General features: G+C 46.8%; 16 protein-coding genes and 2 tRNA genes. 10 read left to right on the top strand and 8 right to left on the bottom strand.

What is annotated here, in order from left to right:
* Positions 1 to 82 precede the first annotated feature (82 nt).
* Positions 83 to 955, top strand: a complete 873-nt coding sequence (locus OCU60_RS10110) for a LysR family transcriptional regulator (RefSeq protein ID WP_074374596.1) — start codon at positions 83 to 85, stop codon at positions 953 to 955.
* Positions 956 to 1610: 655 nt separating this feature from the next.
* Here the strand turns inward: OCU60_RS10110 and pilW are convergent.
* From pilW to OCU60_RS10095, 3 genes are all read right to left on the bottom strand, one after another.
* Positions 1611 to 2270 carry a type IV pilus biogenesis/stability protein PilW gene (pilW, locus tag OCU60_RS10105; RefSeq protein WP_074374593.1) on the bottom strand — a complete coding sequence of 220 codons (660 nt, stop codon included), beginning with the start codon at positions 2268 to 2270 and terminating at the stop codon, positions 1611 to 1613.
* Between the two features lie 148 nt (positions 2271 to 2418).
* Entirely contained in the window at positions 2419 to 3360 is a 942-nt protein-coding gene (metA, locus tag OCU60_RS10100; protein WP_074374592.1) for a homoserine O-acetyltransferase MetA, read from the bottom strand.
* Positions 3361 to 3631: 271 nt separating this feature from the next.
* Positions 3632 to 3862 carry a hypothetical protein gene (locus tag OCU60_RS10095; protein ID WP_074374591.1) on the bottom strand — a complete coding sequence of 77 codons (231 nt, stop codon included), beginning with the start codon at positions 3860 to 3862 and terminating at the stop codon, positions 3632 to 3634.
* Positions 3863 to 4372: 510 nt separating this feature from the next.
* Between OCU60_RS10095 and OCU60_RS10090 the strand changes: the two genes are divergently transcribed.
* Both OCU60_RS10090 and OCU60_RS10085 read left to right on the top strand, forming a co-directional pair.
* On the top strand, positions 4373 to 5353 hold the full coding sequence (locus OCU60_RS10090; protein ID WP_074374590.1) for a chemotaxis protein: 981 nt from the start codon (positions 4373 to 4375) through the stop codon (positions 5351 to 5353).
* 117 nt (positions 5354 to 5470) lie between these two features.
* Complete coding sequence (locus OCU60_RS10085; RefSeq protein WP_074374589.1) at positions 5471 to 6139, top strand: DUF2726 domain-containing protein; 669 nt, start codon at positions 5471 to 5473, stop codon at positions 6137 to 6139.
* Positions 6140 to 6154: 15 nt separating this feature from the next.
* Here OCU60_RS10085 and OCU60_RS10080 read toward each other — a convergent pair whose 3' ends face one another.
* Positions 6155 to 7222 carry a GGDEF domain-containing protein gene (locus OCU60_RS10080; RefSeq protein WP_074374603.1) on the bottom strand — a complete coding sequence of 356 codons (1068 nt, stop codon included), beginning with the start codon at positions 7220 to 7222 and terminating at the stop codon, positions 6155 to 6157.
* A gap of 274 nt (positions 7223 to 7496) precedes the next feature.
* Here OCU60_RS10080 and OCU60_RS10075 point away from each other — a divergent pair.
* Positions 7497 to 7573, top strand: a tRNA-Val gene (locus OCU60_RS10075).
* Positions 7574 to 7597: 24 nt separating this feature from the next.
* Positions 7598 to 7674, top strand: a tRNA-Val gene (locus OCU60_RS10070).
* Positions 7675 to 7825: 151 nt separating this feature from the next.
* On the opposite strand, the gene OCU60_RS10065 is transcribed toward OCU60_RS10070, so the two are convergent.
* The 3 genes from OCU60_RS10065 to malT all read right to left on the bottom strand — a co-directional run bounded on the left by OCU60_RS10065 (position 7826) and on the right by malT (position 13394).
* Positions 7826 to 8737, bottom strand: a complete 912-nt coding sequence (locus tag OCU60_RS10065; protein WP_074374588.1) for a MalM family protein — start codon at positions 8735 to 8737, stop codon at positions 7826 to 7828.
* A 96-nt stretch (positions 8738 to 8833) separates the two neighbouring features.
* A complete protein-coding gene (locus OCU60_RS10060) occupies positions 8834 to 10168 on the bottom strand; it encodes a carbohydrate porin (RefSeq protein ID WP_074374587.1) in 1335 nt (444 codons plus the stop codon).
* 517 nt (positions 10169 to 10685) lie between these two features.
* A complete protein-coding gene (gene malT, locus OCU60_RS10055) occupies positions 10686 to 13394 on the bottom strand; it encodes an HTH-type transcriptional regulator MalT (protein ID WP_074374586.1) in 2709 nt (902 codons plus the stop codon).
* 284 nt (positions 13395 to 13678) lie between these two features.
* Between malT and OCU60_RS10050 the strand changes: the two genes are divergently transcribed.
* Positions 13679 to 16177: a glycogen/starch/alpha-glucan phosphorylase gene (locus tag OCU60_RS10050; RefSeq protein ID WP_074374585.1), complete on the top strand. Its 2499-nt coding sequence runs from the start codon at positions 13679 to 13681 to the stop codon at positions 16175 to 16177.
* 99 nt (positions 16178 to 16276) lie between these two features.
* Positions 16277 to 18487 (top strand): 4-alpha-glucanotransferase, encoded by a 2211-nt coding sequence (malQ, locus tag OCU60_RS10045; RefSeq protein ID WP_074374584.1) that lies wholly within the window; start codon positions 16277 to 16279, stop codon positions 18485 to 18487.
* Positions 18488 to 18606: 119 nt separating this feature from the next.
* Here the strand turns inward: malQ and malK are convergent, their stop codons facing one another.
* Positions 18607 to 19740, bottom strand: a complete 1134-nt coding sequence (gene malK / locus OCU60_RS10040) for a maltose/maltodextrin ABC transporter ATP-binding protein MalK (RefSeq protein ID WP_074374583.1) — start codon at positions 19738 to 19740, stop codon at positions 18607 to 18609.
* Between the two features lie 439 nt (positions 19741 to 20179).
* Here malK and malE point away from each other — a divergent pair, with 439 nt between their 5' ends.
* The 3 genes from malE (at position 20180) to malG (ending at position 23949) form a co-directional block, all read left to right on the top strand.
* On the top strand, positions 20180 to 21376 hold the full coding sequence (gene malE, locus OCU60_RS10035; RefSeq protein ID WP_074374582.1) for a maltose/maltodextrin ABC transporter substrate-binding protein MalE: 1197 nt from the start codon (positions 20180 to 20182) through the stop codon (positions 21374 to 21376).
* Between the two features lie 105 nt (positions 21377 to 21481).
* Positions 21482 to 23047, top strand: a complete 1566-nt coding sequence (gene malF / locus OCU60_RS10030; protein WP_074374581.1) for a maltose ABC transporter permease MalF — start codon at positions 21482 to 21484, stop codon at positions 23045 to 23047.
* Between the two features lie 11 nt (positions 23048 to 23058).
* Positions 23059 to 23949 carry a maltose ABC transporter permease MalG gene (gene malG, locus OCU60_RS10025; RefSeq protein WP_074374580.1) on the top strand — a complete coding sequence of 297 codons (891 nt, stop codon included), beginning with the start codon at positions 23059 to 23061 and terminating at the stop codon, positions 23947 to 23949.
* The last annotated feature ends 5 nt before the right edge of the window (positions 23950 to 23954 follow it).

Raw genomic sequence — 23954 nt, 5'->3', positions numbered from 1 at the left:
GTTTATCCTGTGACCAACGTAACATTAGTCCCCTAATTAATAAAATATATTAAAAATATCGTTGCTATATAATTTGTATATCATGGAAATTCGTCAACTGAAACATTTCACCGCGATTGTCCAATCCGGGAGTTTTACCGCAGCGGCTCGATCGCTGCATATTGCCCAGTCAGCTTTGAGTATTTCGATTAAGAAATTTGAGCAGCAATTGGGAACCCGTTTGCTCAAAAGAGATGAGCGTAAAGTGAGTATGACTGATGAAGGTCTGGTACTGTATGAATATGCGCAACGTATTTTACAACAGGTCGATGATGCTCACTTAGCAATGGATGAATTGAAAGGTCTGGTAAAAGGGGAGGTTCGTTTGGGAACGCCGAGTATGACCGGGTCTTATTTTTTCCCTGAAATTGTCATGGCTTTTAAGAGTCACTATCCGAATCTGAAAATGACGGTAGTTGAGGCGGGTGGTCAGTCCATCCGGAATATGTTGTTGACCGGAGAATTGGATATTGGTGTGATTTTAAACCGGGATATCCCTGAGGGACTGAGCGTTGATCCGTTACTGACATCACAGATGGTCGCAGTTGTCGGTCAACACCATGAATTGGCCGATACTGCCCATATCCGTCTGGATACTTTTTTACAACATGAGCTGGTTACCTTTCAACCGGGTTATTACCATCGAGAATTTATTGAGCAAGCCTGCTTGGCTCATAATTTTCATGCTCAGATTTCATTTGAAACCAATCTGTTACCGATGATTTTAAGGATTGTGAAACGTGAGTATGCCATCAGTGCATTACTTGAATTGGTGACGGAACAGGAACCGAGTGTTCGTGCGATTCCTTTTGATCCCCCGGTACCTGTGCATTTGGCATTAGCGTGGCGTAATGATGGCTATCTGTCTTATGCAAATCAGGCCTTTATTCAGTTTGTGAAGAACCATGTGTCTTAAGATACAGTCAGTATAAAGTTGAAATTGTTAGTCAGAGCAATGTGTATACGTTGAAAGCGTGCTAGGTTTAAAGCAGATCGTTTCATGCTGAACTAGCGATCAGGGAGGTTGAAATGGATGCTGATATGTACTTGCCGTGTCAACCTTATTGGTTATGTCGGTCTTTGATGTTGACATTCTACGTCGTGGTGGCATGTGTGGTTGTTTGGATGATTATCCTTGTCATTCGTGAATATATTCGCATTAAGAATCGTACCAAATATGTTCAAGAACGTCGCAAATTGCATTATAAAGAAAGGCATCGATTGAAATCTGAACGCGTGATCAAACGTTCAAGGCGACCGAGAAGGCGAAGATAATTCGTTGCTTATGCCTGAATACGATGTAGAGCCCGCTATCCTGAAAGGAGCCTGATGATGGATGTTCAGGTTTTTTATTATGCACCATGTAAGCCTGATTGGTTGTGCCGACCGGCTCTGATCGTGATTGGTATTATGCTTGTGATTGGGCTGATTTTATTCATTCGGCTTGTCATCCGAGAATATTTGCGGATTCACCGGACACAATATGTTTTAAAACGCAGACGCCTCCATTACAAACAACGACATAAGTTGAAACCATATCATCCCATGCGTTGGCCAAGAACGCCTCGTGATTAGCGATGGCGAGTTATTTCCTGATCCAGTTGATACTGCAATGCCAGTGATTGTTTCGTTGTTCCGAAGTCTTGAATAAACGTGGCAAGACGAGTTCTGGCAACAGCGAATTGCCGAGCTTTGATTGCCATCTGAACCAGATAAAACTGAGACTGGAATCGCTTTGGGTCATGTTTCAGTGCCTGTAAAAAATATTGATTTGCCTGCAAAGTGTTTCCGGATTTGAGTGAGCAGAGCGCGGCATTCTCATAGCTGGCTGCAATCTGAGGATAGTTTGCTCTTGAGTAAACTTGTGCGAAATAGTTTTGGGCCTGTTTGACATCCCCCTGTTTACATAGAAATGTCCCATAGTTGTTGTATACATCCGGATGGTTCGGATGTTCGTTCAGTGCCAGAACATATTGTTGTTTGGCTTTGTCTGTTTCCCCAACCGTTTCATAGTAATAGGCTTGCGCGAGTTGTAATCGAATATAATGGGGGGCGATTTTGCCAGCCTGTATCAGATTGAACAGCGCTTTTTGAGGTTCATGACGGTGAAGGTAGGCAATACTCAGGGTAATTCTTGCGTCTGCAATCCGGTCATGCTCAGAAGGGGAAGGTGCTGTATGGCTGCAACCTGAAACGATCAACCACCATCCTAGAATTAACCGACGTGTCATATAATACCCTCCGCTCAATCACGCTTTCGTTTATCTGATGGATGATAAAATGATTTAACAGCGATGAAATATGGCAGCGTATATCTTGCGACGCAGATAAAAAAGAGCGACCTGAATTCAGGCCGCGCTTGGATAAAATGATGTTGTTTTAATCATCTTTGGTAAATTTATCTTCACTGAAATGTTCCAGATCATAGGGCGTTTGTTGGTAAACACAATAGTTGAGCCAGTTTGAAAACAGCAGATGTCCGTGACTTCGCCAGCTGGCGATGGGCTGATTGTCGGGGTTATCATTCTGGTAATAGTTGACTGGGATGGTTGGCTCCAAGCCTTCGCCTAGATCCCGGACGTACTCACCGTGTAGTGTGAAGGCATCATATTCAGGATGACCAGTCACAAACACATGACGTTTATCCGGGCTGGTTGCCAGATACATCCCTGCATCTTCTGAAGTCGCAAGGATATCGAGACTGGTATTTTCGCGAATGTAATCAACGGGAAAATCTGCATATCTGGAATGTGGGGCAAGAAAAGAGTCATCAAATCCACGAATCAGGGGATGAAAATCTTTCTGTAGGGAATGCGTATAGACTCCGGAGAGCTTTTCCTTACGCGTCAGTTTTGGCAATCCATAGAGAATATTGAGTCCTGCCTGAACAGCCCAACAGACATATAAAGTTGAAGTCACATGATCTCTCGCCCATTGGATGATGGATTCGAGGTGCTGCCAGTAGACAACATCCTCGAAATCAACCAATCCCAGCGGTGCACCCGTCACAATTAATCCGTCGAAGTAACGGTCTTTCACCATCTCAAATTGCCGATAAAACATATCTAAATGTTCTTCGGGCGTATTACGGCTCGGACGGTTATCGATCCGTAAAAGTTCAACATCTACTTGCAAGGGGCTATTGGAAAGCAGGCGTAAAAATTGAGTTTCGGTCTCAATTTTTTTAGGCATCAGGTTTAGTATCAGCACTTTGAGGGGTCTGATTCCTTGAGTAGAAGCTCGAGATTCATGCATGACGAAAATTTTCTCATGCAGAAGCACATCAGTTGCAGGAAGTTGATCAGGAATCTTTATCGGCACAGTATCACTCTCACAATAAATCTATCTGGACGTCTATACATCTAAACTTAACCGAATCGATCATATATGTCGAGAAAAAATCAAGTACACATGTGAGCTGATATTTTATTATGATTGGTGTTTGTACAATGGCTGCCCATTTCATGCTGAACGATGGAAAAAGTACAATCGTAGAGACAGAGATGACGAAAATTACCACAGATAAGCGCTCACGCTGAATGATTAGCCTATCTGTGGTAACAAGAGATGAGATGACAGACAGTCGTCAGATTTATTTATGAAAACTTGGGCAGAAGAAATCTGCTCGCCACATGAGCTTACGTCTGCCTTTCATCGACAATAGAACGTCTTTGCCTTTCATTTGAGGATATGCAAGCAAAGGCGGCAAATCATCGATATCATTGGCTACGGCTTTATAAGCCCGGATACAAGTAAAAGTTGAATCTAAATTGTCTACCAGCATCTCATGGGATAAACAAATACCTAGCTCATCACGTCTCATTCTATGTTCCTTCTGTTTTTGTCCTTCCAGTCTTTTCCCGGTATACCACATACTTTTTGGATGATATTTATAATATATGCAGTAGCTCCAACACTTCGTATAAAAAGTATACAACCTATATGGCAACACCAAGGACATAAGCGCTCATTTCTTTGTGATCTTTGCCAAGATTTATAATGAAATTTTTAAAGTTGTTTTCGTGATAACAGCCTCTTAGATCCGCGGTGTGTTTCAGTCAAATTAGCTCATGATACTAACGCTGACTTAGATGATGAATTTATTGTTATTTTTACAAAATCCTGACAATATGAATGACGGAACATCGATGTGATCGGCGTTGCTCTGATGAAGAGAAACTTTTTGTTTGAGGTGAAACAATCAGATACTGGTCATATTCTTTCGTTTATTCATCAATAAAATAGCGATAGTCGGGTAGATAAGATCTACAATAACAATGCTAAAATTGCTGTTTTTACAGCCCGGGTCAATCCAGAATAGAAGTAGAGCGGTATGAGTCATCCAACGAGTACGATCTTGACAGAAAGCGGTACCAATGAACTTGAGATTATCGAGTTTCATATAGAAAAACGTCTACCGAATGGTGGCACTAAAACTTGTTACTATGGTATTAACGTGGCAAAAGTCCGGGAGGTCATTCAAGTTCCGGAAACCACCGATTATCCGAATGCTCAGCCACATATGGTTGGGGTGTTTTCTTCTCGGGATATATTAACCCCGTTGGTTGATCTGGCTGGCTGGCTTGGTATCCCGAAGTCACCGGATGTTGAGAGCAAGTTTGTTATCGTGACGGATTTTAACCGGATGACAAATGGGTTCTTAATCGACAGTGTCAGCCGAATTCATCGTATTTCCTGGAATGATGTTGAATCGCCAAGCCAGTTTCTTGAAGCCGGTGAACAGGATTGTGTTGTTGCTGTCGTACGCAAAGAAGGGCATCTGATTATGATTCTGGATTTTGAAAAAATCATTGCAGATATTAACCCTGAACTGAGTATGGAGAAATATGACGTCAAAACGGATAAAAGCGTCGACCTGAATCAGAAAATGGTAAACAAAAGAAATGCCAAAACCGTTATGGTTGTTGATGATTCTGCGTTTATTCGTAGTATGATTCAAGACACACTGAGTTCTGCCGGTTACAACGTCATTGCCTGCAAAGATGGCGGTGAAGCTTTTGAAAAACTCATGAATATTGAACAAGCTGCCGCGACAGAAGGTGTGCAGGTTCGAGAATTGATTGATGCGGTGGTGACGGACGTTGAAATGCCTCGTATGGATGGGATGCATTTGGTGAAACGGCTGAGAGATAATAACTCATATCGTGATACGCCTATTGTGATGTTCTCTTCGCTGATGAGCGATGATAACCGCCATAAAGCATTGACATTGGGAGCCAATGATACGATTACCAAACCGGAAATCGGTAGATTGGTGAGCATGATGGATCAATATATTTTTGAGACCGAGTAGCCAGACTTGAATCAGTATATTCATGCTGTCCAGTTTTGACGCTGCATTTCGGTTGATGGGGTATTTTGTTTTATCAGACAGCTTATTTAGGTGCATCACTGGGGGGATTGAATTACGATGCTGAACATTTTTATTATTGTTGCATTGTTAGTCTTGTTCTTTCTTTTTGCGCAGCGCTACATCATTAAAAAAGATGATACTAAAGAATTCAGTTATCGACGATTCGGACCGCTGCTTAACCCTGCTGAAAGTATATTTTATCGTGCATTAATTGAAGCGGTCGGGGAGCAGGGGGTTGTATTTGCCAAAGTGAATATGGCGCAGTTATTGGTCCCGACAGGTCTGAAAAAGAAAAAAGATATTTTTATTGCCAGCCACAAGATTTCAAAATATAGCTTTCAGTTTGTTGTCTGTGACCCCAGAACATTTGAAGCCCGTGCGGTCGTTGAACTCGACAATGGCAAATCGTTGAGTAAGGCTAAAATCGAGCGCGAAAAACTACTATTGAGTGTCTGTCGCTCTGCCAATATCCCTCTGATTGGAACAACCATCAAATATAGTTATCAGGTGAGTCGCCTGCGGCGACTTTTAGCCGCTCATATCGATTTGATTGAAGCTGATAAAGAAGTCCGATTCTGTAAAAAATGTGGTAGCCCGATGATCATTCGGGTGGCGACGCAAGGCGACCATAAAGGGAGACGATTCTTTACATGTAGCCGTCAACCTCACTGCAACTATACGGAGAATTATAATGTCGTTTATGAAGATAATGAGGAGGCGAACTAAGTTTACAATGAGGTATTAAGCCGATTTATAACGCTCAACATTATTGTCAAGCGACGTTTGTGAGTCTCCCTGACAAATCCGCACTTGATTCTTGCCATTTTTTTTCGCTTTATAAAGTTCAATGTCTGCCAGTTTCAAAATGTCAGAGAGGTTATCGCCATTACGGTAACGACAGATCCCGATACTTAACGTCAGCTGTAACCGTTTGTCACCGAAGTTGAACAAATGATTGCTAATGGTGTAGCGAAGTTGTTCACCGATTTTTTTCGCCTCATCCAAGTCTATATCAAGCAGGGTGACACAAAACTCTTCTCCGCCAATTCGAAAGAGATTTTCATCACCGACGATACGGCTGATGATCAGGCTAGTTTCGATCAAAACCTTATCACCGATATCATGACCAAAGCGATCATTAATCTGTTTAAAGTAATCAATATCGAGGATCAGCAAGCTTAAATGCTGTTGCTCTTTTTTTGTACTGGTAAAACGATGGAACGATGTTGACAGAGATAATCGGTTATGTGCACCGGTCAAGGAGTCTCTGGACGCGAGATACATTAGTGAGTTTTCAATGTCGGAACGATTGGATTCATAAAGATGCGACACCATCCAGATTCCGATATAGCAAAGTACCAGATTAGACATGCTTTCTAACATGCTGTAGCTTCCATCCAGGTTCAGCTTCATCACGATGATTGTGGATTGAATCACCAAGAACAGACCGCTGGTATACATGCCGTGTTTGATGCCGAGTAATAAATACAGCACGATCGGGGCAAGACAGCTCCAGACAAATAATCCCTGAGCAATCGGTTGAAAGTAGGTCCCGACCAGCAACATAAACATCAGATAATAAGCGTAATAAAGAATGTACTGCTTGGGATATCGTTTTTGTTTGAGTTGGGTATAAATGAAGTAAGAATAAACGGACAAAACACATTCAACGAAGGCGAGAAAGAACTCGTTTCGATAAATGACATGGAAGAGAGCATAGAACAACGCTATCAACGTTAAAAATAGACAGATACCGGAAAGCACAGAAGTTCTGAGCAAATATGATTTATTAGGTAATCGGTCATCCATTTTAAGAGCGTTCTGCATATGTTCTAGCCAATTGAGGTATGTTACGCAATCATTGTAATACTTCAACTAATTTTTTGGGTTAATGTCACAAAATTGGACTCGTATTACAATTTGTATTCACAGGGGAAAGTGGTGGCATTTCGCCGAAGAATGCTTGGAATTGAGCAAAAAAGATTCATGTTGATGAACTTAAAGGCAATCGGTTCATTTTCAGGGAAATTTTTCTTGCACAACGTTAAGACTGTCGTTAATATCCTCTCCGTTCTTGATTGATGCGTCCGTAGCTCAGTTGGTTAGAGTATCGCCTTGACATGGCGGGGGTCGGTGGTTCGAGTCCACTCGGACGCACCATACAAGAATATATTGACACCCTATGCGTCTGTAGCTCAGCTGGTTAGAGTATCGCCTTGACATGGCGGGGGTCGGTGGTTCGAGTCCACTCAGACGCACCAAATTCAGATAAAGCCCGCTATATGCGGGCTTTATTGTTTCTATATCATTATTGTTTCTACATCATTGCTTCTACGCATATCATGTTTATCCCTGTCCTTTCTTCTGCTCACGGAACGATTCAGGATGATCAACACGATTAAAACGGTTGTATCACTTCCTGCATTTTTCAGATTGCATCATATTGATGGCATGGATAAATGTCTGCTGAATATCCGGTATGCGGAGTGCCTTTGCTTCATCTAACAACGCCAGTGCTTTGGCGATGTCGTGTTCACTCACCGCATGTTCGATAGCTGACCGATAGTAATGAGTGGATTCCGCTTGCGGTGGCGCAGTGTGTTGCCATCGATTGTTCTTGATATTTGACTTCGGAGATGTCGGTGTATTTACCATCGCACGGTTACCTGATGTTGGCGGCGATTGTTGGAGAGCATGTTGACGAATCGACTCCGTTTCCACGGTCATCGTCAGCGAGCCCTGATAGCCAGTGGTGACGGGGATATCTGCGACAATCGGCAGCGGTGCACCATCTTCAATCGCACGTCGTTTCGCGGGATGGGGAATGGTGATGGTTTGACCAACCTGATTCGGTTGCGTAAAAATAATCAGATAAGGCGTCTGCTCTGCATTGATTTGGTAGCTCTGTTCGAGTCGGTCGGGTTCAAATACATCGCTGAACCGCAGTTGATGCGGATCGATCTGAAACGTCTTTTGTGGGTGGTAGTTGGCATCAAGGAACACCAGCGTTGGCATGAAAATCTGGTCATTGAATACCAAACTCTTGAGCGTCAGGTTGACCGTACCGGAACGCGGTGAAAATTGAAATGCGCCAAAATATGAGCGCCCGCTGCTGAAATTTCGCACCGGAGACGATGAATCAATTTTGAGCTTGATGTTGTCGCTGGCATTCAGTGGCGTCCAGTAAACCTCTTGATAACGGGTACAGCACACTGAGTCTGCAGCAGGCGGCGAAACGATATTCTGAACCTGTTTTGTCGCTGAGCACCCAGAGACCATAAATAGCGCCAAGGTAAAATGGATCAGTTGCTGCATTTTCTGCATAGTGACTTCCTGTTATGTTCGGCAATCGTTATGTTCGACAAATGGACGATTCAGGCAACCATGCGGTTGCCTGTTTTCACAATGGCTTCTCCGGTATCAGAACCAAATTTCAGCCTCGATACCAACACGTGTTTCAGTGTTGTCATCACCGGAGGTCCAAGCGTAACCATGGTCGCTTGATTTCATATAAGTGATATAGGGTTTGATCTGTGGGCGTCCCCAGTAATCCGCATTGACAGTCAGAACCGGTGCTAAAGTTGCGGTATAGAATGATGTATCGGCATCTTCACGTCCCCATGTTCCGGCTGCGCCGAGACTTTCCAGTGCGTAGCTCAGGGTCGCTTCCATGCGGAAGTTTTCATTCACTCGATAAGAGGGGGTGACCCCGACAATCAGGCGTGATACCCCGTCTTTAGAACCCCAGACATCATGAGTCGTGTTATTATCCAGTTGCCAATAAGTGACTTCGGTACCCAATTGAATATCCTGAGCAATATTGGCGACCCCATAAGAAGTCAAAAACAGCGAGCGGTCGTCTTTTTTCCAGTTTCCGCTCCACTGACCGAAGTTGACCCCCCGGTTGGCAGAGACGCCTTTCCCGTAAGTAATAGCAGTGGTTGACCAACCATCGAAGCCGTAATAGTCGCGATGATAGGTGATCGCAGCCCCGAAGCCATCTTTGGCGGTGCTCGATTCATCAACATGTTTACGCGAGGTGATCTTCAGATCAAAATCGAATTTCCCCCCCAATCCTTCAATGCCATAATAGTAAAAATCAGCCGAAGTGAGTGTGGTACTTCGTCCGTCACTATCTAAAGAACACTGTTTTGAATTGACGTTTGCCCCCGAGAGCGTACAACTGCCTTCTCCGGGATCCGCTGACATGACCGCAAATCCGGCGTCATGATACTGAACCCCGGCCCCGACACCGGAAGACTGCTTCCAGAACTCCTTCGTAATGATACCTGATTGACGGTTCAGGTAACGTTGACCAGCCCAAAGGCTAAGTCCATCAGCAAAATAGGATAAGTCACCCAGCTCAATATAAGCTTCTTTGAATTCCACCTGACCACTTTCCAAGTGTCCTTCATTGCCTGAAGATGAGGTATAAAATCCGCGGCCGTTACCACCTTCATTATTGCCGTACTCAGCTTTCAGCACATATTTTGCCCAGGAGCCGGAATCAAAATTCTGACCTTTGGTCACCGTAAATTCGATCTGTGTCGGGTTACCGGAAAATGCAGCGCCAGCCGCGTGATAGTCTCTGCGGTGACCATAGCTGTCGTTTAAAGAGAGTGATTCGCCGACATTGTATAGTAAGTGACCATAACCATTGACTGTCCAGCCTTCATGAACTTTGTCTTCGGCTGAGGATTGCATCGAAAGCACTGCTCCGGAGATTGCTAAAGCAATTAAGCTTACCTTCTTCATGTGATTTGCTCCTGTTTATTGTGATGATTCTTATGTTCTCCGCAGGTTCCCATTCATGAGGCAGAACCGTGGTGGCATTGGAGAGGAAAAGTGTGACGACGTCGTTTGAATAAATCCCGACTCATCACGAATTTGTTCTGACCAGAGAACAAGATAAGCAACGCAACAGGGACTGACTTCCTCTTCAGGCGTGAAATCTATGGAGGAAGCGCTGGGATGAGAAAGGCGGAGAAAAAAAGGAATCGCGATACAGTGTTAGCTGAATCACAAATCTGGGGTGGAGGCGGGGAAGCTGTTGTGACAAATCCCCTGTAATTGGGTGATCTGTATCGCATTTAATCGTTCAGCAATACAGGCATACCTCGAACATCAATGTACAAAAATGTGAAATACACCCGATTTGGTGACGGGCTATCCAACCAAAAGCGGACATGCCAACCAAAAGCGGACATGCCAACCAAAAGCGGACATGCCAATGGACGTGTAATTGTCACCACACATCCATTGGCACGGTCATTTAGTATCCCATTAAGCTCAGTAATCGCTCTGCCGTTTCTATCGCTTCTTTCCGGTTGGTCAGATTCAGTTTCTGATAGAGATTTCTGATGTGGGTTTTGATCGTGGTTCCTGCAACTTCCAGCTCCTGAGAGATTTGTTCATTGCTGAAACCTGAATAGATCAGGCCAAGCACTTGCCATTCACGTTGCGTCAATGGGCTGGTGCGAACCAGCTCAGGCACCTTCGGATGATGCAACAGCTTATCGATAAATTCTTCATCGAAATGCAATGAACGACTGCGCTGTTTCTGGGCAATCTCACGGAGCAGGTATTTGGCGCGATGCTTTTCTAAATCCGCCAGTGTTTCATCTTGTAGCAGTTGCTGTAAGATCGGGTATAAGCGTTGCCCTTCGATGAGAAAATCCGCCACCATGCCCGTTTGATTGGTCATCTGTAAGGCTTGCCGTAACACCGTTTCAGCAACTTGTGGTTGTTGGTTATGCACCGCGAGAACCGCTTCGACAATCAGGTTACGATTGGTATCGGTAAAGAGTTCGGACTGTTGCGCCTCATGCTGCAAAAACGCCAGACTCTGCCGCGCTTTTTCGAGTTGGCCGGTATAGATCTGAGCCCGTGCGATATTACGCCACTGGAGTTGTAAAAAATGATTTTTCGCTTCAGAAGGGCGGGAAGCCTGCGCCAGCCATGTTTCGATCGCGTCGGCATCATCCCGAACCTGCCAGTAGAGCAATAAAGCGAACGATGCATTTGCAGTCCAGTCAATATGGTAGCTGGACTGGTTTAACAGTGTTTCTATCTGCGCAACAAATTTTGCTGCCCGATCAATTTCCCCCCGGGCAATCGCAATCCGGGCAAGAATCGAGTAACTATGCAGATGTTTACTGATGTCTAAGTTACCCAGCACTCGTATTCCTTTCTGAGCGAAGACTTCCGCTTCATCCAGCGAATTCCAGCACCAGAGAATCTGCGCATGGAGCCGTAGCAGAAATTCATGTAACGGCACCTGATGCAACTGTTGGGCTTCAATCAGTTTAAAGGCTGACTCGTGTAGCTCAAAGGCGGCCTGAACATATCCTTGTGCGAGTAAAATTTCACTCTGCTGGATTAAAGCCCATAATGCCTGATGATAAACCTGATGTTGACGGGCTAATTTCTCGGTTTGTTGCATCAGAGAAAGTGCCCGGTTGAGTTCCCCGTGTACGTGATTGACTTCTCCGACAATCGAGGTAGCAATAATCCGGCTGCGAAAATCGGTTGTTGCCAATTGACTCAGGGCGAGTTCAGCCAGTTCTGATGCAAGCTCCGGATCATTATTGTTGATAGCAACCTGAGCTCTGAGCGTGTTGATTTGCCCTTGTTCCGGCTGAGAAATCGATATGTTTCTCAGACGCATCTCATGCTCGGCCTGCGTTAACATATCCTCGACCCGGGTATAGCAGTGCTGGCTCTGGGCTAACCAAGCCTGAAGTAACGGCAGTTTCACCCCCGCGTAGAGATGCTCGGCATCGAGCTCATCAATGGCCGTTTCCAGAATGTTTAACTCACCATGATTGAACATTCGCCAGCCGTGGGCGAGCAGAATCTGGGTGGTCAAATCACTGTTGTCGGTTTGCTGCGCGTGTTTCAGCGCCTGATGAGGAATATCCAGTTTCAGCCAAGCCTGAGCGGCCCGGCTATGTAGCTGTTGCTCTTCATCGGGAATGATTTTATGCCGTTGATGGGTTAGAAACTCCGCAAACAAGTGATGAAAGCGATACCAGTTCTGTTCACTTTCCAGCCGATGGATGAACAGACCATAACGGTTAAGAGACTCAATCATATTCAATGCATCGCTGCGCTGGGTCAGTTCAGCAACCAATATATCGTTAAAGGTCTCCAGAACCGCACATTGCAACAGAAACAACCGGGTTTCGCTATCAATATAAGCAAACACTTCTTCAATCAAGTACTCCCACAGATGATCATGATTGAAACGGGCGACCGATTGCCGTGATTGAGCCAACGAGCGGTTCTGATGTTTGGCCTGTAACGCGATCAACTGTAGGGCGGAAGGCCAGCCTTCGACATAATGCCTCAGTTCGCTGACGGTTTCCGAATCAAATTCATCATGAACCACCCGACTAAAAAAGCGGCTTGTTTCATCATCATCAAATGCCAGCATATCGTGATCAATTTCGATGAGCAGATCGCGCACACGCAGATTGGCAATGCCCAATGGTGGATTGGAACGGCTGGTCACGACCACTGTCATGTTGTCCGGCATATGTTTAATAAAGAAACGCACGGCTTCGTGGATTTTTTCATCATCAATCAGGTGGTAGTCGTCAAGCACCAGATAGCAAGGTTGCGTGACATCCTGAATTTCATGAAAGAGTTCAGCGAACAGAGAAGAGATGGAGGCGTATTGGCTGCGCTCGGCGAGGGTCTGGCTATTCGGACAACCATTGCTGGTGGCAATATTAATCGCCTGAATAAAGTAATTGATGAAACGAAACGCATCATTGTCCCCATCATCGATACTATACCAGCCGACAGCAGGACTATCTGCGAGCCACTGTGCCGCCATGGTGGTCTTACCATAACCGGCTGGTGAGCGAAACAACACCACTTTACATCGATGCGCATGGCGCAGGGTATCGAGTACCCGTTGTCGAGAGATCGCATGGTGTAGACGACTCGGACGTGTCAGTTTTGATGGAATCCACATAAATTCTGCATTATTTCTTCAAGTTGCATTCATGCTCGGTAGTTTAGCGTGGCGTGTACGGTCTGGAACTTGATCGACTTCTTAATAAACAAATTTATAACAATTTTATGAATTGAGTGATGCCTTTTTGAGTCATCGGGCAAATAATCAGGCTCTACGCCTACTGACTCCTACCATAATTCCCTTTCTGCGGGAGGATGTTTCATGACGCAGGACTATGCAGGATATCCCCATACCTTTAGCCCTTCAATTAAGCAAGATGCTGTAATGAGAGTGAGATAGTCATGAACAATGAACCAACCAATCATTTTGAGCCGGAGGCATTCAGACAGAGTGTCTTACATCATTTGAAGACCACCTATTCGCAAGAGATCGAACATGCAAGCCCTCGGTCATGGTACTTGGCGATGGTGAGGGCGTTGTCTGAAATGACCGTTGCCGATCTGGTCGATACGGCACATGACCCACGGGTTCGCAACGCCAAGCATGTGAATTATCTGTCACTCGAGTTTCTGATGGGACGCCTGACGGGTAACGCACTGATTAACATGAATTTGTATGCGCAGGTCGAGCATGTCATGCAAATGCTGGGACAATCGTTGTCTGATTTATTGGAGCAAGAGCGAGACCCGTCGCTCGGTAACGGTGGGTTGGGGCGCTTAGCGGCCTGCTTTATGGATTCCTGCGCTGCTCAGGAGTACCCCACCGTCGGATACGGGTTACATTATGAATACGGGTTGTTCAGACAGTCTTTTGTCGCCGGACGACAACAGGAAGCACCCGATGAGTGGCGCGGAGAAGAGGGATATCCGTGGGAACGGCTGCGGCCTGAACTGACCCGGCGAGTCGGATTTTTCGGCCATGTTGAAACCTATCAACATCAAGGCAAAACCAAGCACCGCTGGCTGCCGGCCCAAATTGTAAAAGCCATCGCATGGGATATTCCGATTGTCGGTTATAAAAGTCACACGGTTTACCCGCTGCGGCTATGGGAATGCCGGGCAGAACAGGGCTTCTCGCTGGCTAAGTTTAATGATGGTGCTTATGTCGAAGCACAGCAAAGCATGCTTGAAGCGGCCAATCTGACCAAAGTGCTGTATCCGAATGATAATCATGAGCAAGGCAAAGTCCTGCGACTGATGCAGCAATACTTTCATAGTGCGGCCTCAATTGGTGACATTGTGGCTCGTCACGAGCAAGCCGGACGGGATTGGGAAAGCTTACCCGACTATGAAACCATTCAACTGAATGATACGCATCCTGCAATCGCAATTCCCGAACTGATGCGGCTCTTGATCGATGAGCAAGATTTGGCGTGGCAAACCGCATGGTCGATTTGTACGCGGATTTTTGCTTACACCAACCATACCTTGATGCCAGAAGCCTTAGAAACATGGCGTAAATCTCTAATGACGAAGTTGTTGCCCCGACATATGGCGCTCATCACGGAAATTGATCAGCATTTCCTGAAACAGGTCGAGCAACAGTGGCCGGGCGATACCGACAAGCAAGCGAAGCTTGCGATCGTGTCCTTGGAGCAAAAGCCTACGAAGAACGAACCCACGGAGCAAGATGTCTCGAAGCAAGAGCCCATGGTGAGAATGGCTAATCTGTGTGTCGTCGGCTCTTATGCAGTTAACGGTGTTGCTGCGATGCACACCGAGCTGGTGCAAAAAGAGCTGTTCCCTGAATTCAATACGTTATTCCCCAATCGAATCCGCAATGTTACAAACGGGATTACCCCGCGCCGCTGGTTAACCTATTGCAACCCTGATCTGGCGAATCTGATCCGTCATAAGATTGGACACCGCTGGGAAGACAATCTCGAACATCTGGCAGCGTTGGCTGATTATGCCGAAGAATCGGATTTTCAGGCGGCATTTATGGCGACGAAAAAGGCCAATAAAGAGCGTCTGGCGCAATGGGTTCAGGCGAATCTCGGGTTAGAAATTAATCCCAATGCGCTGTTTGATGTACAAATTAAGCGCCTGCATGAGTACAAGCGTCAGCATTTGAATCTACTGCATATTTTGTCTTTGTATCACCGACTGTTGCATGAACCGGCGTTTGATATGGTGCCACGCGTGGTCTTTTTTGCTGCCAAAGCCGCCCCCGGTTATCACCTTGCAAAAGAGATTATCTATGCCATCAATCAGGTTGCTGAGACCATCAATCAAGATGAGAGAGTCAACGATAAACTCAAAGTCGTATTCATTCCCGATTACCGGGTCAGCATTGCGGAATTAATCATTCCCGCCGCGGATCTGTCTGAGCAAATTTCAACCGCAGGGAAAGAAGCATCCGGGACCGGCAACATGAAACTGGCACTCAACGGTGCCCTGACTATCGGGACGATGGATGGTGCGAATGTGGAAATTCGGGAAGAAGTCGGTGATGAGAATATCTTTATCTTTGGCTTGAACGTGCATCAGGTCAATCAATGCCTGCGTGAAGGCTATGACCCTCACACTTATTACCAGGCTGACCCGCTCCTGAAAGCAAGCCTTGACTGGCTGAACAGCGATGATTTCACACCTGAAAATCCACACGGATTAAAAGCGGTTTACGACACCTTGTTACGTGACGGAGACCCTTATCTGTGTCTGGCGGATTTCCGTGCTTATGTCGATGCCCAAGAGGCGGTTGATCGTCAGTATCGTGATGTGCAGGGCTGGGCCCGAAAAGCGATTTTAAATACGGCCTTGGTTGGTAAATTCAGTTCGGATCGGTCCATTCGCGATTATGTGGAGACGATCTGGCATCTGCAACCCGTCAAACGTTAATTCAGCAATCGAATGACATGGTGTCTCGGAGCCGGGCATTCCGCCTCGGCTCATTTCATCTTATGAATGTTTATCAATGCAATGTCATTGGAGTGAAACATGATAACAAAACCAACATTGGAGCATGTGGCCGATCTTGCCGGGATTGCCAAATGCTACACGGATGCATGGGGCAATGAAACGGAAGTTCCCGAGCAGACGTTGCGTCAGATTCTTGCCATTATGGGCTATGATACGTCAGCCGATACCCGACTGATGGCATCGGCTCTCCACAAACATCAATCTCGCCTGTCAGAGCCGGTCATAGTGGTGCGTGGCGACGAACAACCCGTCGATATCACACTCAGCATCGGCCGCGATATTTCATATGAGCATTTCTCCTGGCAAATCCAGACAGAAGACCATCAGCATCTTGCCGGTGAAGTGGCAACGCACCTCCTGACTGATCACCGTGACAGCGACGGCACCGTGATCCTGCGGATCACTGGGTTAACGTTGGGCTACCATCAATTATGGGTGAGAGACAAACGCAATGGCCACTTTGAGGAGAGTCTGCTGATCATTGCGCCGGTTGCGTGTTATAAACAGCCCGCGTTATTGTCAGGCAAAAAAATGTGGGGGCTGAGTATTCAGCTTTATACGCTCCGTAGTCAAGCTAACTGGGGCATTGGTGATTTCGGTGACCTGAAACAGCTGATCACCGAAGTCGCAGATCAAGGGGCTCAGTTTATCGGGCTTAACCCATTGCATACGCTTTTCCCTGCCAGCCCTGAGTTTGCCAGTCCTTATAGTCCCTCTTCGCGCTTTTGGTTAAATACGCTCTATATCGATGTCAGTTCGGTGCCTGAGTTCGTCCTCAGTCATGCTGCGCAGTCGTTGGTCGGCAGTGCCGATTTTCAGCACCGGCTGGCGCAGACAAGAGCCAAACCATGGGTTGATTACACCGAAGTGAGTGCCCTCAAAATGATGGTGTTGCCGCTGTTGTATCAGGAGTTTCGTCACCGTCATCTGACGCATCATTCTGAGCGGGCACAAGCATTCATCCAGTTTGTGGCACAGGGCGGCGACAGCTTGACTGCACTGGCCGTGTTTCATGTGCTGTCCGAGACATTCGGCCAGAGCGGGGAAGGGACGCAGGATACAACCCAGCCTCGGGGATGGGCACAGTTTCCGCCCGAATATCAAGACTATCAGGGGGAGGCGGTACAAGCTTTTATTGAAACGCATCAGGATGCCATTCAGTTTCATATGTACTTGCAGTGGATTGCGGCAAGCCAGTTGAAAGAAACACAATTAATGGCGCGGGAACAGGGTATGGCGATTGGCTTATATCGCGACTTGGCTGTTGGTGTCAGTAAAAATAGTTGTGATACTTGGGTTGATGGCAACCATAATACGTTGGTCAAAGCGGTGAGTGTCGGTGCGCCACCGGATATTTTAGGGCCCCTCGGGCAAGACTGGGGACTGCCGCCATTTCACCCGGTTACGCTCCGGGAACACGGGTATCGTCCTTTTATTGATCTGCTCAGAGCCAATATGAAGCATTGCGGGGCACTGCGGATTGATCATGTGCTGGGATTATTAAGACTGTGGTGGATCCCGGAGGGGAAAACAGCGCAAGAGGGAGCCTATGTTTATTATCCGGTTGAGCATTTGCTGGCGATTCTGGCTTTGGAGTCTCACCGGCATCAGTGCGCGATCATTGGTGAAGATTTAGGAACCGTTCCGGCGCAGATGGCTGAGATTCTCGCAACCGCAGGTATTCACTCATATAAAGTATTTTTCTTCGAAAAATCTCAGCAAGGCGTGTATACACCACCGTCAGACTATCCTTATCAGTCGATGACCGCTTTATGTACACACGATATGCCGACTCTGAGAGGGTTTTGGCATGGTGCTGACCTGTCACTGGGGCAGCAACTGGGACTTTATCCCGATGAGACACAACTCGAACAATTGCGTCAAGATCGTGCTCAGATTCGTCATGGGGTGTTACAAGCGTTGGGAATGCTAAGCTCACAAGAGCAAGAGAGCACCGGTCAGATGGCAACGGCCGCTGTTGAAGAACATCGGGTGATGGCGCCATTGTTGGGTGAGCTAATCCAGCTACATGTGGCCTCGGGGCGTTCAGCACTGGTCAGTATTCAGCTTGAAGATCTGCTGGCGATGGATGAACCGGTCAATGTACCGGGGACGGTTGATCAATATCCCAACTGGCGGAGAAAATTGTCGGCTGATTTAACCACGATTTTTTCGTCGCCGGCCATTCGGAAAATGCTGGTTAATCTTACCCAGATTCGCACCGCCTGAAGCGATTGATCAAGCGATGCAGGTATGAAGCAGGCATAAAAAACCGGTTCTCAGATGAGAACCGGTTTTTGGTTTGGGAGTCATCATGCCTGACTCATGACACGACAAATTCATTTGTATCAATCGTGATAAGCAGTCTCGAAATCTACACCTTTTTCACGATAGCATCTCGGACAAGCGCTGCCGTCACTGTGGAACAGATGGCAGCGGTTCGGTTCGATACCAATTGTATACGTATCACCAACCTCAGCATCAAGGGTATCCATCACCCGATAAATGACATTGGCATCAGCACCTTTCAAATGCAGGTAGATCTGTGTTTCGTTGCCAAGTTTTTCGACGATCTGGACCGTGCCTGACACCGTAAATGAGGCGGATTCGGCACTGATTAAATGTTCCGGACGAATCCCCAAAGACATCCGTTCTCCCGGACGAACCTGATCGCCTTTGACCGGAATCCAGAACGTTTCACCGTTGGGTAATTGCACCATCACTCGCTCGGATTCTGCGGCTTCGACATTCACCGTCATAAAATTCATTTTCGGTGAGCCGATAAAACCTGCCACAAAGCGGTTTTTAGGATAATGATAGAGTGCCAGCGGCTGGCCGACCTGAGCAACCGACCCCGATTGAAGCACAACAATCTTATCTGCCATTGTCATTGCCTCAACCTGATCGTGCGTAACATAAATCATGGTGCAACCGAGTTGTCGCTGTAATTTGGTAATTTCACTCCGCATATTGACTCGTAACGACGCATCGAGATTCGAGAGTGGTTCATCAAGGAGAAACACATTCGGTCTTGAGACCAAGGTCCGGCCAATTGCGACCCGCTGACGTTGTCCGCCGGATAATGCTTTGGGCTGACGATCCAGTAAGTGGCCGAGCTGGAGGATTTCAGCCGCTTCAACAACGCGGGCGTGGATTGCTTTTTTATCGGCTTTGGCGAGTTTGAGGCCAAACGACATGTTGTCATACAAATTCAGATGGGGATAAAGGGCATAAGACTGAAAGACCATCCCCACACCTCTTTTGGATGGCTCAATATCATTGACACGTTGTTCACCAATATATAAATCACCGGAGGTGATATCTTCTAAGCCGGCGATACAGCGTAGCAGGGTCGATTTACCACATCCTGACGGGCCGACGAAAACGACAAACTCACCATCGTTGATCTCCAGATTCACATCCTTGGAAATCACAACATCATTGTAAGCCTTCGATACATTTTTCAGGGTGACACTTGCCATCTCGATCATCCTTAACTCAAATATAGATTTGTGACATGTAATGGGGGCAGCCATACTCAGTGACTGTACTCATTATCGGGTATTGTTCCACTTTGCGCAGTAATTAGGGAATGCGCGGTGATTTGGCAATAGTATGAGTGAAAGGATGACGCGGTGCATCCTCCTATTGCGTGGAACCTCAGGGTGGACGGCGAAGGATTAGCATCCGGGAAGGGAGGAGATAGAGGCAGGTTTGCGTTTGCCGGAAATCAGAAGTAAAAGTGTTATCTATCACATTTTATCCAATATTTAAGTGATTCAGTAATGCAGATGTTGATGGGAGTCACGAAAATACCGTTATACCTCAGGGGCGTAGGGCTCAGGAGGATGAGGAACGGCGTAATATTTCTCATGATATGACATCACCTCCTACGACAAGTTGAAAAATAAGGATAAGCGCATGAAAAAGACCCTACATGCTGTCGCAATTTGCACCTGTACAGCTCTGGGCTCGTTGAGTCTGAGTTTGAGCGCAAGTGCTGCCATTGCGGAAGGACAGCTCACAATCTGGATTAATGGCGATAAGGGCTACAACGGTCTGGCGGAAGTTGGTAAAAAATTTGAACAAGACACAGGGATTCCGGTCACGGTACTGCACCCGGACGGGTTACAGGATAAGTTCCCTCAGACTGCAGCAACCGGTGACGGGCCTGACATTGTATTTTGGGCGCATGACCGGTTTGGCGGATACGCTGAAGCCGGGTTGCTGGCGGAGGTTCATCCGTCCCCGGAACTGAAAGCAAATATGTTCGATTTCGCATGGGATGCAGTCAAGTATCACGGCAAGTTCATCGGCTACCCGGTTGCGGTAGAGTCACTGTCGCTGATTTATAACAAAGATCTGGTACCGGAACCGCCCAAAAACTGGGAAGATATCGCCAAACTGAATGATAAGCTGAGCAAACAGGGTAAAAGCGCGATTATGTGGAATTTGAAAGAACCGTACTTCACTTGGCCATTGCTGGCGGCTGATGGCGGGTACGCGTTTAAATTCAGTAGTGATAAGGGTTATGACATCAAGGATATCGGGGTGAATAAGCCCGGCGTTCGCAAAGCGATGACGTTCTTGAAAGGGCTGATCGACAGTCACGTTATTTCACCGGATATGGATTATTCCGTGTCTGAATCTGAATTCACCAAGGGCAATACGGCGATGACCATTAACGGGCCGTGGAGTTGGGGCAACATTGACAAATCCGGTATCCATTACGGTGTCACGACATTGCCTAAATTTAATGGCAAAAACTCAAAACCGTTTGTTGGTGTGCTATCTGCCGGGATCAGTACCGCCTCACCCAATAAAGATCTTGCCGTTGAATTTCTTGAGCACTATCTGTTGACCGATGACGGTCTGGCGATGGTGAATGCAGATAAGCCGTTGGGCGCAGTTGCTCTGAAATCTTATCAGAAGAAACTTGCCAGCGACCCGCGCATTGCCGCCACGATGTACAATGCGACCAATGGTGAGATTATGCCGAATATCCCGCAGATGAATGCATTCTGGAGTTCGATGAAAAATGCCATTATCAATGTGGTCGATGGGCGTCAGTCGGTTGACTCGGCACTCGCTGATGCGCAAAAGCAAATTGCACGGTAATGGAAATGAGTCAGGTGATATGAAACTGGTATGTGCCATCGGGAATGGTCTGTCGGTTTGGTCTCACCTGACCTGAATTAGCTTGATTAAATTTCAGGAAGTTTTATGCAGTTCGTTCAGAAAGCAGACCCCGGCAGTTTGAGTACCGGTCATAAAATCAAGTGGATCAAATGGGTGATACTGTTTGCGATAGGCAGCCTGAATGGTTATGTCAGTATCATGATGTATGCGCGTGGTGAAATTGCGTTTGCGCTGTTAACCATTGTACTGACGGCGCTGGCTCTCTACATTTTTGGCAGCCGGAAAACATACGCACATCGTTATATTTATCCCGGCATTGCCGGCATGATCCTGTTTATTCTGTTTCCGTTGGCTTACACCATCGGACTCTCATTCACCAATTACAGTGCTAAAAACCAGCTTTCGTTAGAACGCGCACAGTCGGTATTACTCGATCAGACTTATCAGAGCGGTCAGAACTATCCTTTTACCCTCTATCACACGCAGAACGGCTACCGCTTGGTGATCCGCGACAAAGAACAGTTACTGGCGACACCGGTATTTTCATTGGGACGCCATACGGCTAAACAGTTGGCCTTAACACCAATTCAGTCCCCGCAAGGGTGGACAAAAGAGTCACTCAAGACAGTGATTCAACATCGGGATACACTGGCCGGGCTAGAATTAGTGACCCCTGCCAAACAAACCATTCGGATGAATGGATTACGTCGGTTTTCAGCCATTTCCCCCAAATATCAGTTGCTCGATGATGGGATGACGCTGCGTCATCAGCAAACGGGTGAATTACTTAAGCCCAACATGGATATCGGTTTTTATCAGCCGATTGATCAGAACGGCCAGTTTGATAAAACCCCGATTTCTCCGGGATTTATCGTCAAAATCGGGACGGCTAACTTTCAGCGGGTGTGGCAAGACGACGGCATTAAAGAGCCGTTCATCAGTATCTTTATCTGGACGGTGGTTTTTTCCGCGCTGACCGTCGGGCTAACCCTGATTATCGGTTTGGTACTCGCCAGTGTCGTGCAGTGGGAAGCGCTGCGCGGAAGGTCGGTTTATCGTGTGTTACTGATCTTGCCTTATGCCGTACCGGCTTTTATTTCTATTCTTATTTTCAAAGGGTTGTTTAATCAGAGTTTCGGTGAAATCAACATGGTGTTGAATGCGCTGTTCGGTCTGAAACCGGCGTGGTTTTCCGACCCCATCATGGCACGGGTCATGGTGATTACGGTCAACACTTGGCTTGGGTTTCCCTACATGATGATTTTATGCATGGGATTACTGAAAGCGATTCCTGAAGATCTCTATGAAGCATCCGCCATTGATGGCGCAGGGCCGTTATATAATTTTACTAAAATCACGCTGCCTTTGATGATTAAGCCGTTGACCCCATTGTTGATTGCCAGCTTTGCGTTCAATTTTAATAATTTCGTGATGATTTATCTGCTGACCGGTGGCGGGCCAAACATGATCGGGACGACTGAGCCGGCCGGTTATACGGACTTGCTGGTCAGCTACACCTATCGGATTGCCTTTGAAGGCAGTGGCGGTCGGGACTTCGGTCTGGCTAGTGCAATCGCAACGCTGATCTTTTTACTGGTGGGTGCATTGGCATTAATCAATCTTCGTTTCACTCGGACAGGACAGGATTAAGGAGTTGCATGATGGCAATGGTTCAAGGGAAAAGTTTGAAATACCGAGTCTGGGCAACCCATATTGGCTTATGGTTCTTTCTCTCACTGATTATTTTTCCGATGCTGATGATCGTGGCAATCTCATTACGGGAAGGCAACTTTGCCACCGGGAGCATCATTCCGGAACATCCGTCCTGGGAGCATTGGAAATTAGCGTTGGGATTTGCAGTCACCCATGCTGACGGGAGTGTAACTCCACCGCCATTTCCGGTTCTGACCTGGCTGTGGAATTCAGTCAAGGTTGCGACGATCTCATCAGTGTTGATCGTCGCCTTATCCACCACGTCGGCATACGCGTTTGCACGGATGAAATTCGGAGGTAAAAGTCTCATCTTAAAGGCCATGATGATCTTCCAGATGTTTCCGGCAGTGCTGGCGCTGGTGGCGATTTACTCCCTGTTTGATAAGTTAGGCCAGTATATTCCGTTCCTCGGTTTGAACACCCACGGTGGACTGATCTTATCTTATCTGGGGGGAATTGCGCTCCATGTATGGACCATCAAAGGTTATTTTGAAACCATTGATGGCTCATTGGAAGAGGCCGCAGCACTGGACGGTGCGACCCCGTGGCAAGCCTTCCGTTTGGTACTGTTACCGCTGTCCGTGCCGATCCTTGCCGTGGTCTTCATTCTGTCGTTTATTGCCGCAGTCGGAGAAGTGCCGGTCGCATCATTGCTCTTGTCTGATATTAATCAGTACACGCTGGCGGTCGGAATGCAGCAGTACCTTTACCCGCAAAACTACTTGTGGGGCGATTTTGCTGCGGCAGCGGTATTATCGGCACTGCCGATCACCTTGGTGTTCTTGTTAGCGCAACGCTGGTTAGTCGGTGGTCTGACGGCCGGTGGCGTTAAGGGGTAATGCTA

The organism is Vibrio spartinae (assembly GCF_024347135.1).
Classification (GTDB): domain Bacteria; phylum Pseudomonadota; class Gammaproteobacteria; order Enterobacterales; family Vibrionaceae; genus Vibrio; species Vibrio spartinae.
The sequence above is the reverse complement of the archived record's forward strand: the minus strand, read 5'-3'. Positions and strand labels throughout refer to the sequence as shown.

Excerpts from the sequence above, each read along its gene's own strand:
- OCU60_RS10110 (WP_074374596.1), top strand. The coding sequence starts at position 83 with ATGGAAATTCGTCAACTGAAACATTTCACCGCGATTGTCCAATCCGGG.
- pilW (WP_074374593.1), bottom strand. The coding sequence starts at position 2,270 with ATGACACGTCGGTTAATTCTAGGATGGTGGTTGATCGTTTCAGGTTGC.
- OCU60_RS10095 (WP_074374591.1), bottom strand. The coding sequence starts at position 3,862 with ATGAGACGTGATGAGCTAGGTATTTGTTTATCCCATGAGATGCTGGTA.
- OCU60_RS10090 (WP_074374590.1), top strand. The coding sequence starts at position 4,373 with ATGAGTCATCCAACGAGTACGATCTTGACAGAAAGCGGTACCAATGAA.
- OCU60_RS10085 (WP_074374589.1), top strand. The coding sequence starts at position 5,471 with ATGCTGAACATTTTTATTATTGTTGCATTGTTAGTCTTGTTCTTTCTT.
- OCU60_RS10080 (WP_074374603.1), bottom strand. The coding sequence starts at position 7,222 with ATGGATGACCGATTACCTAATAAATCATATTTGCTCAGAACTTCTGTG.
- OCU60_RS10065 (WP_074374588.1), bottom strand. The coding sequence starts at position 8,737 with ATGCAGAAAATGCAGCAACTGATCCATTTTACCTTGGCGCTATTTATG.
- OCU60_RS10060 (WP_074374587.1), bottom strand. The coding sequence starts at position 10,168 with ATGAAGAAGGTAAGCTTAATTGCTTTAGCAATCTCCGGAGCAGTGCTT.
- malT (WP_074374586.1), bottom strand. The coding sequence starts at position 13,394 with ATGTGGATTCCATCAAAACTGACACGTCCGAGTCGTCTACACCATGCG.
- OCU60_RS10050 (WP_074374585.1), top strand. The coding sequence starts at position 13,679 with ATGAACAATGAACCAACCAATCATTTTGAGCCGGAGGCATTCAGACAG.
- malQ (WP_074374584.1), top strand. The coding sequence starts at position 16,277 with ATGATAACAAAACCAACATTGGAGCATGTGGCCGATCTTGCCGGGATT.
- malK (WP_074374583.1), bottom strand. The coding sequence starts at position 19,740 with ATGGCAAGTGTCACCCTGAAAAATGTATCGAAGGCTTACAATGATGTT.
- malE (WP_074374582.1), top strand. The coding sequence starts at position 20,180 with ATGAAAAAGACCCTACATGCTGTCGCAATTTGCACCTGTACAGCTCTG.
- malF (WP_074374581.1), top strand. The coding sequence starts at position 21,482 with ATGCAGTTCGTTCAGAAAGCAGACCCCGGCAGTTTGAGTACCGGTCAT.
- malG (WP_074374580.1), top strand. The coding sequence starts at position 23,059 with ATGGCAATGGTTCAAGGGAAAAGTTTGAAATACCGAGTCTGGGCAACC.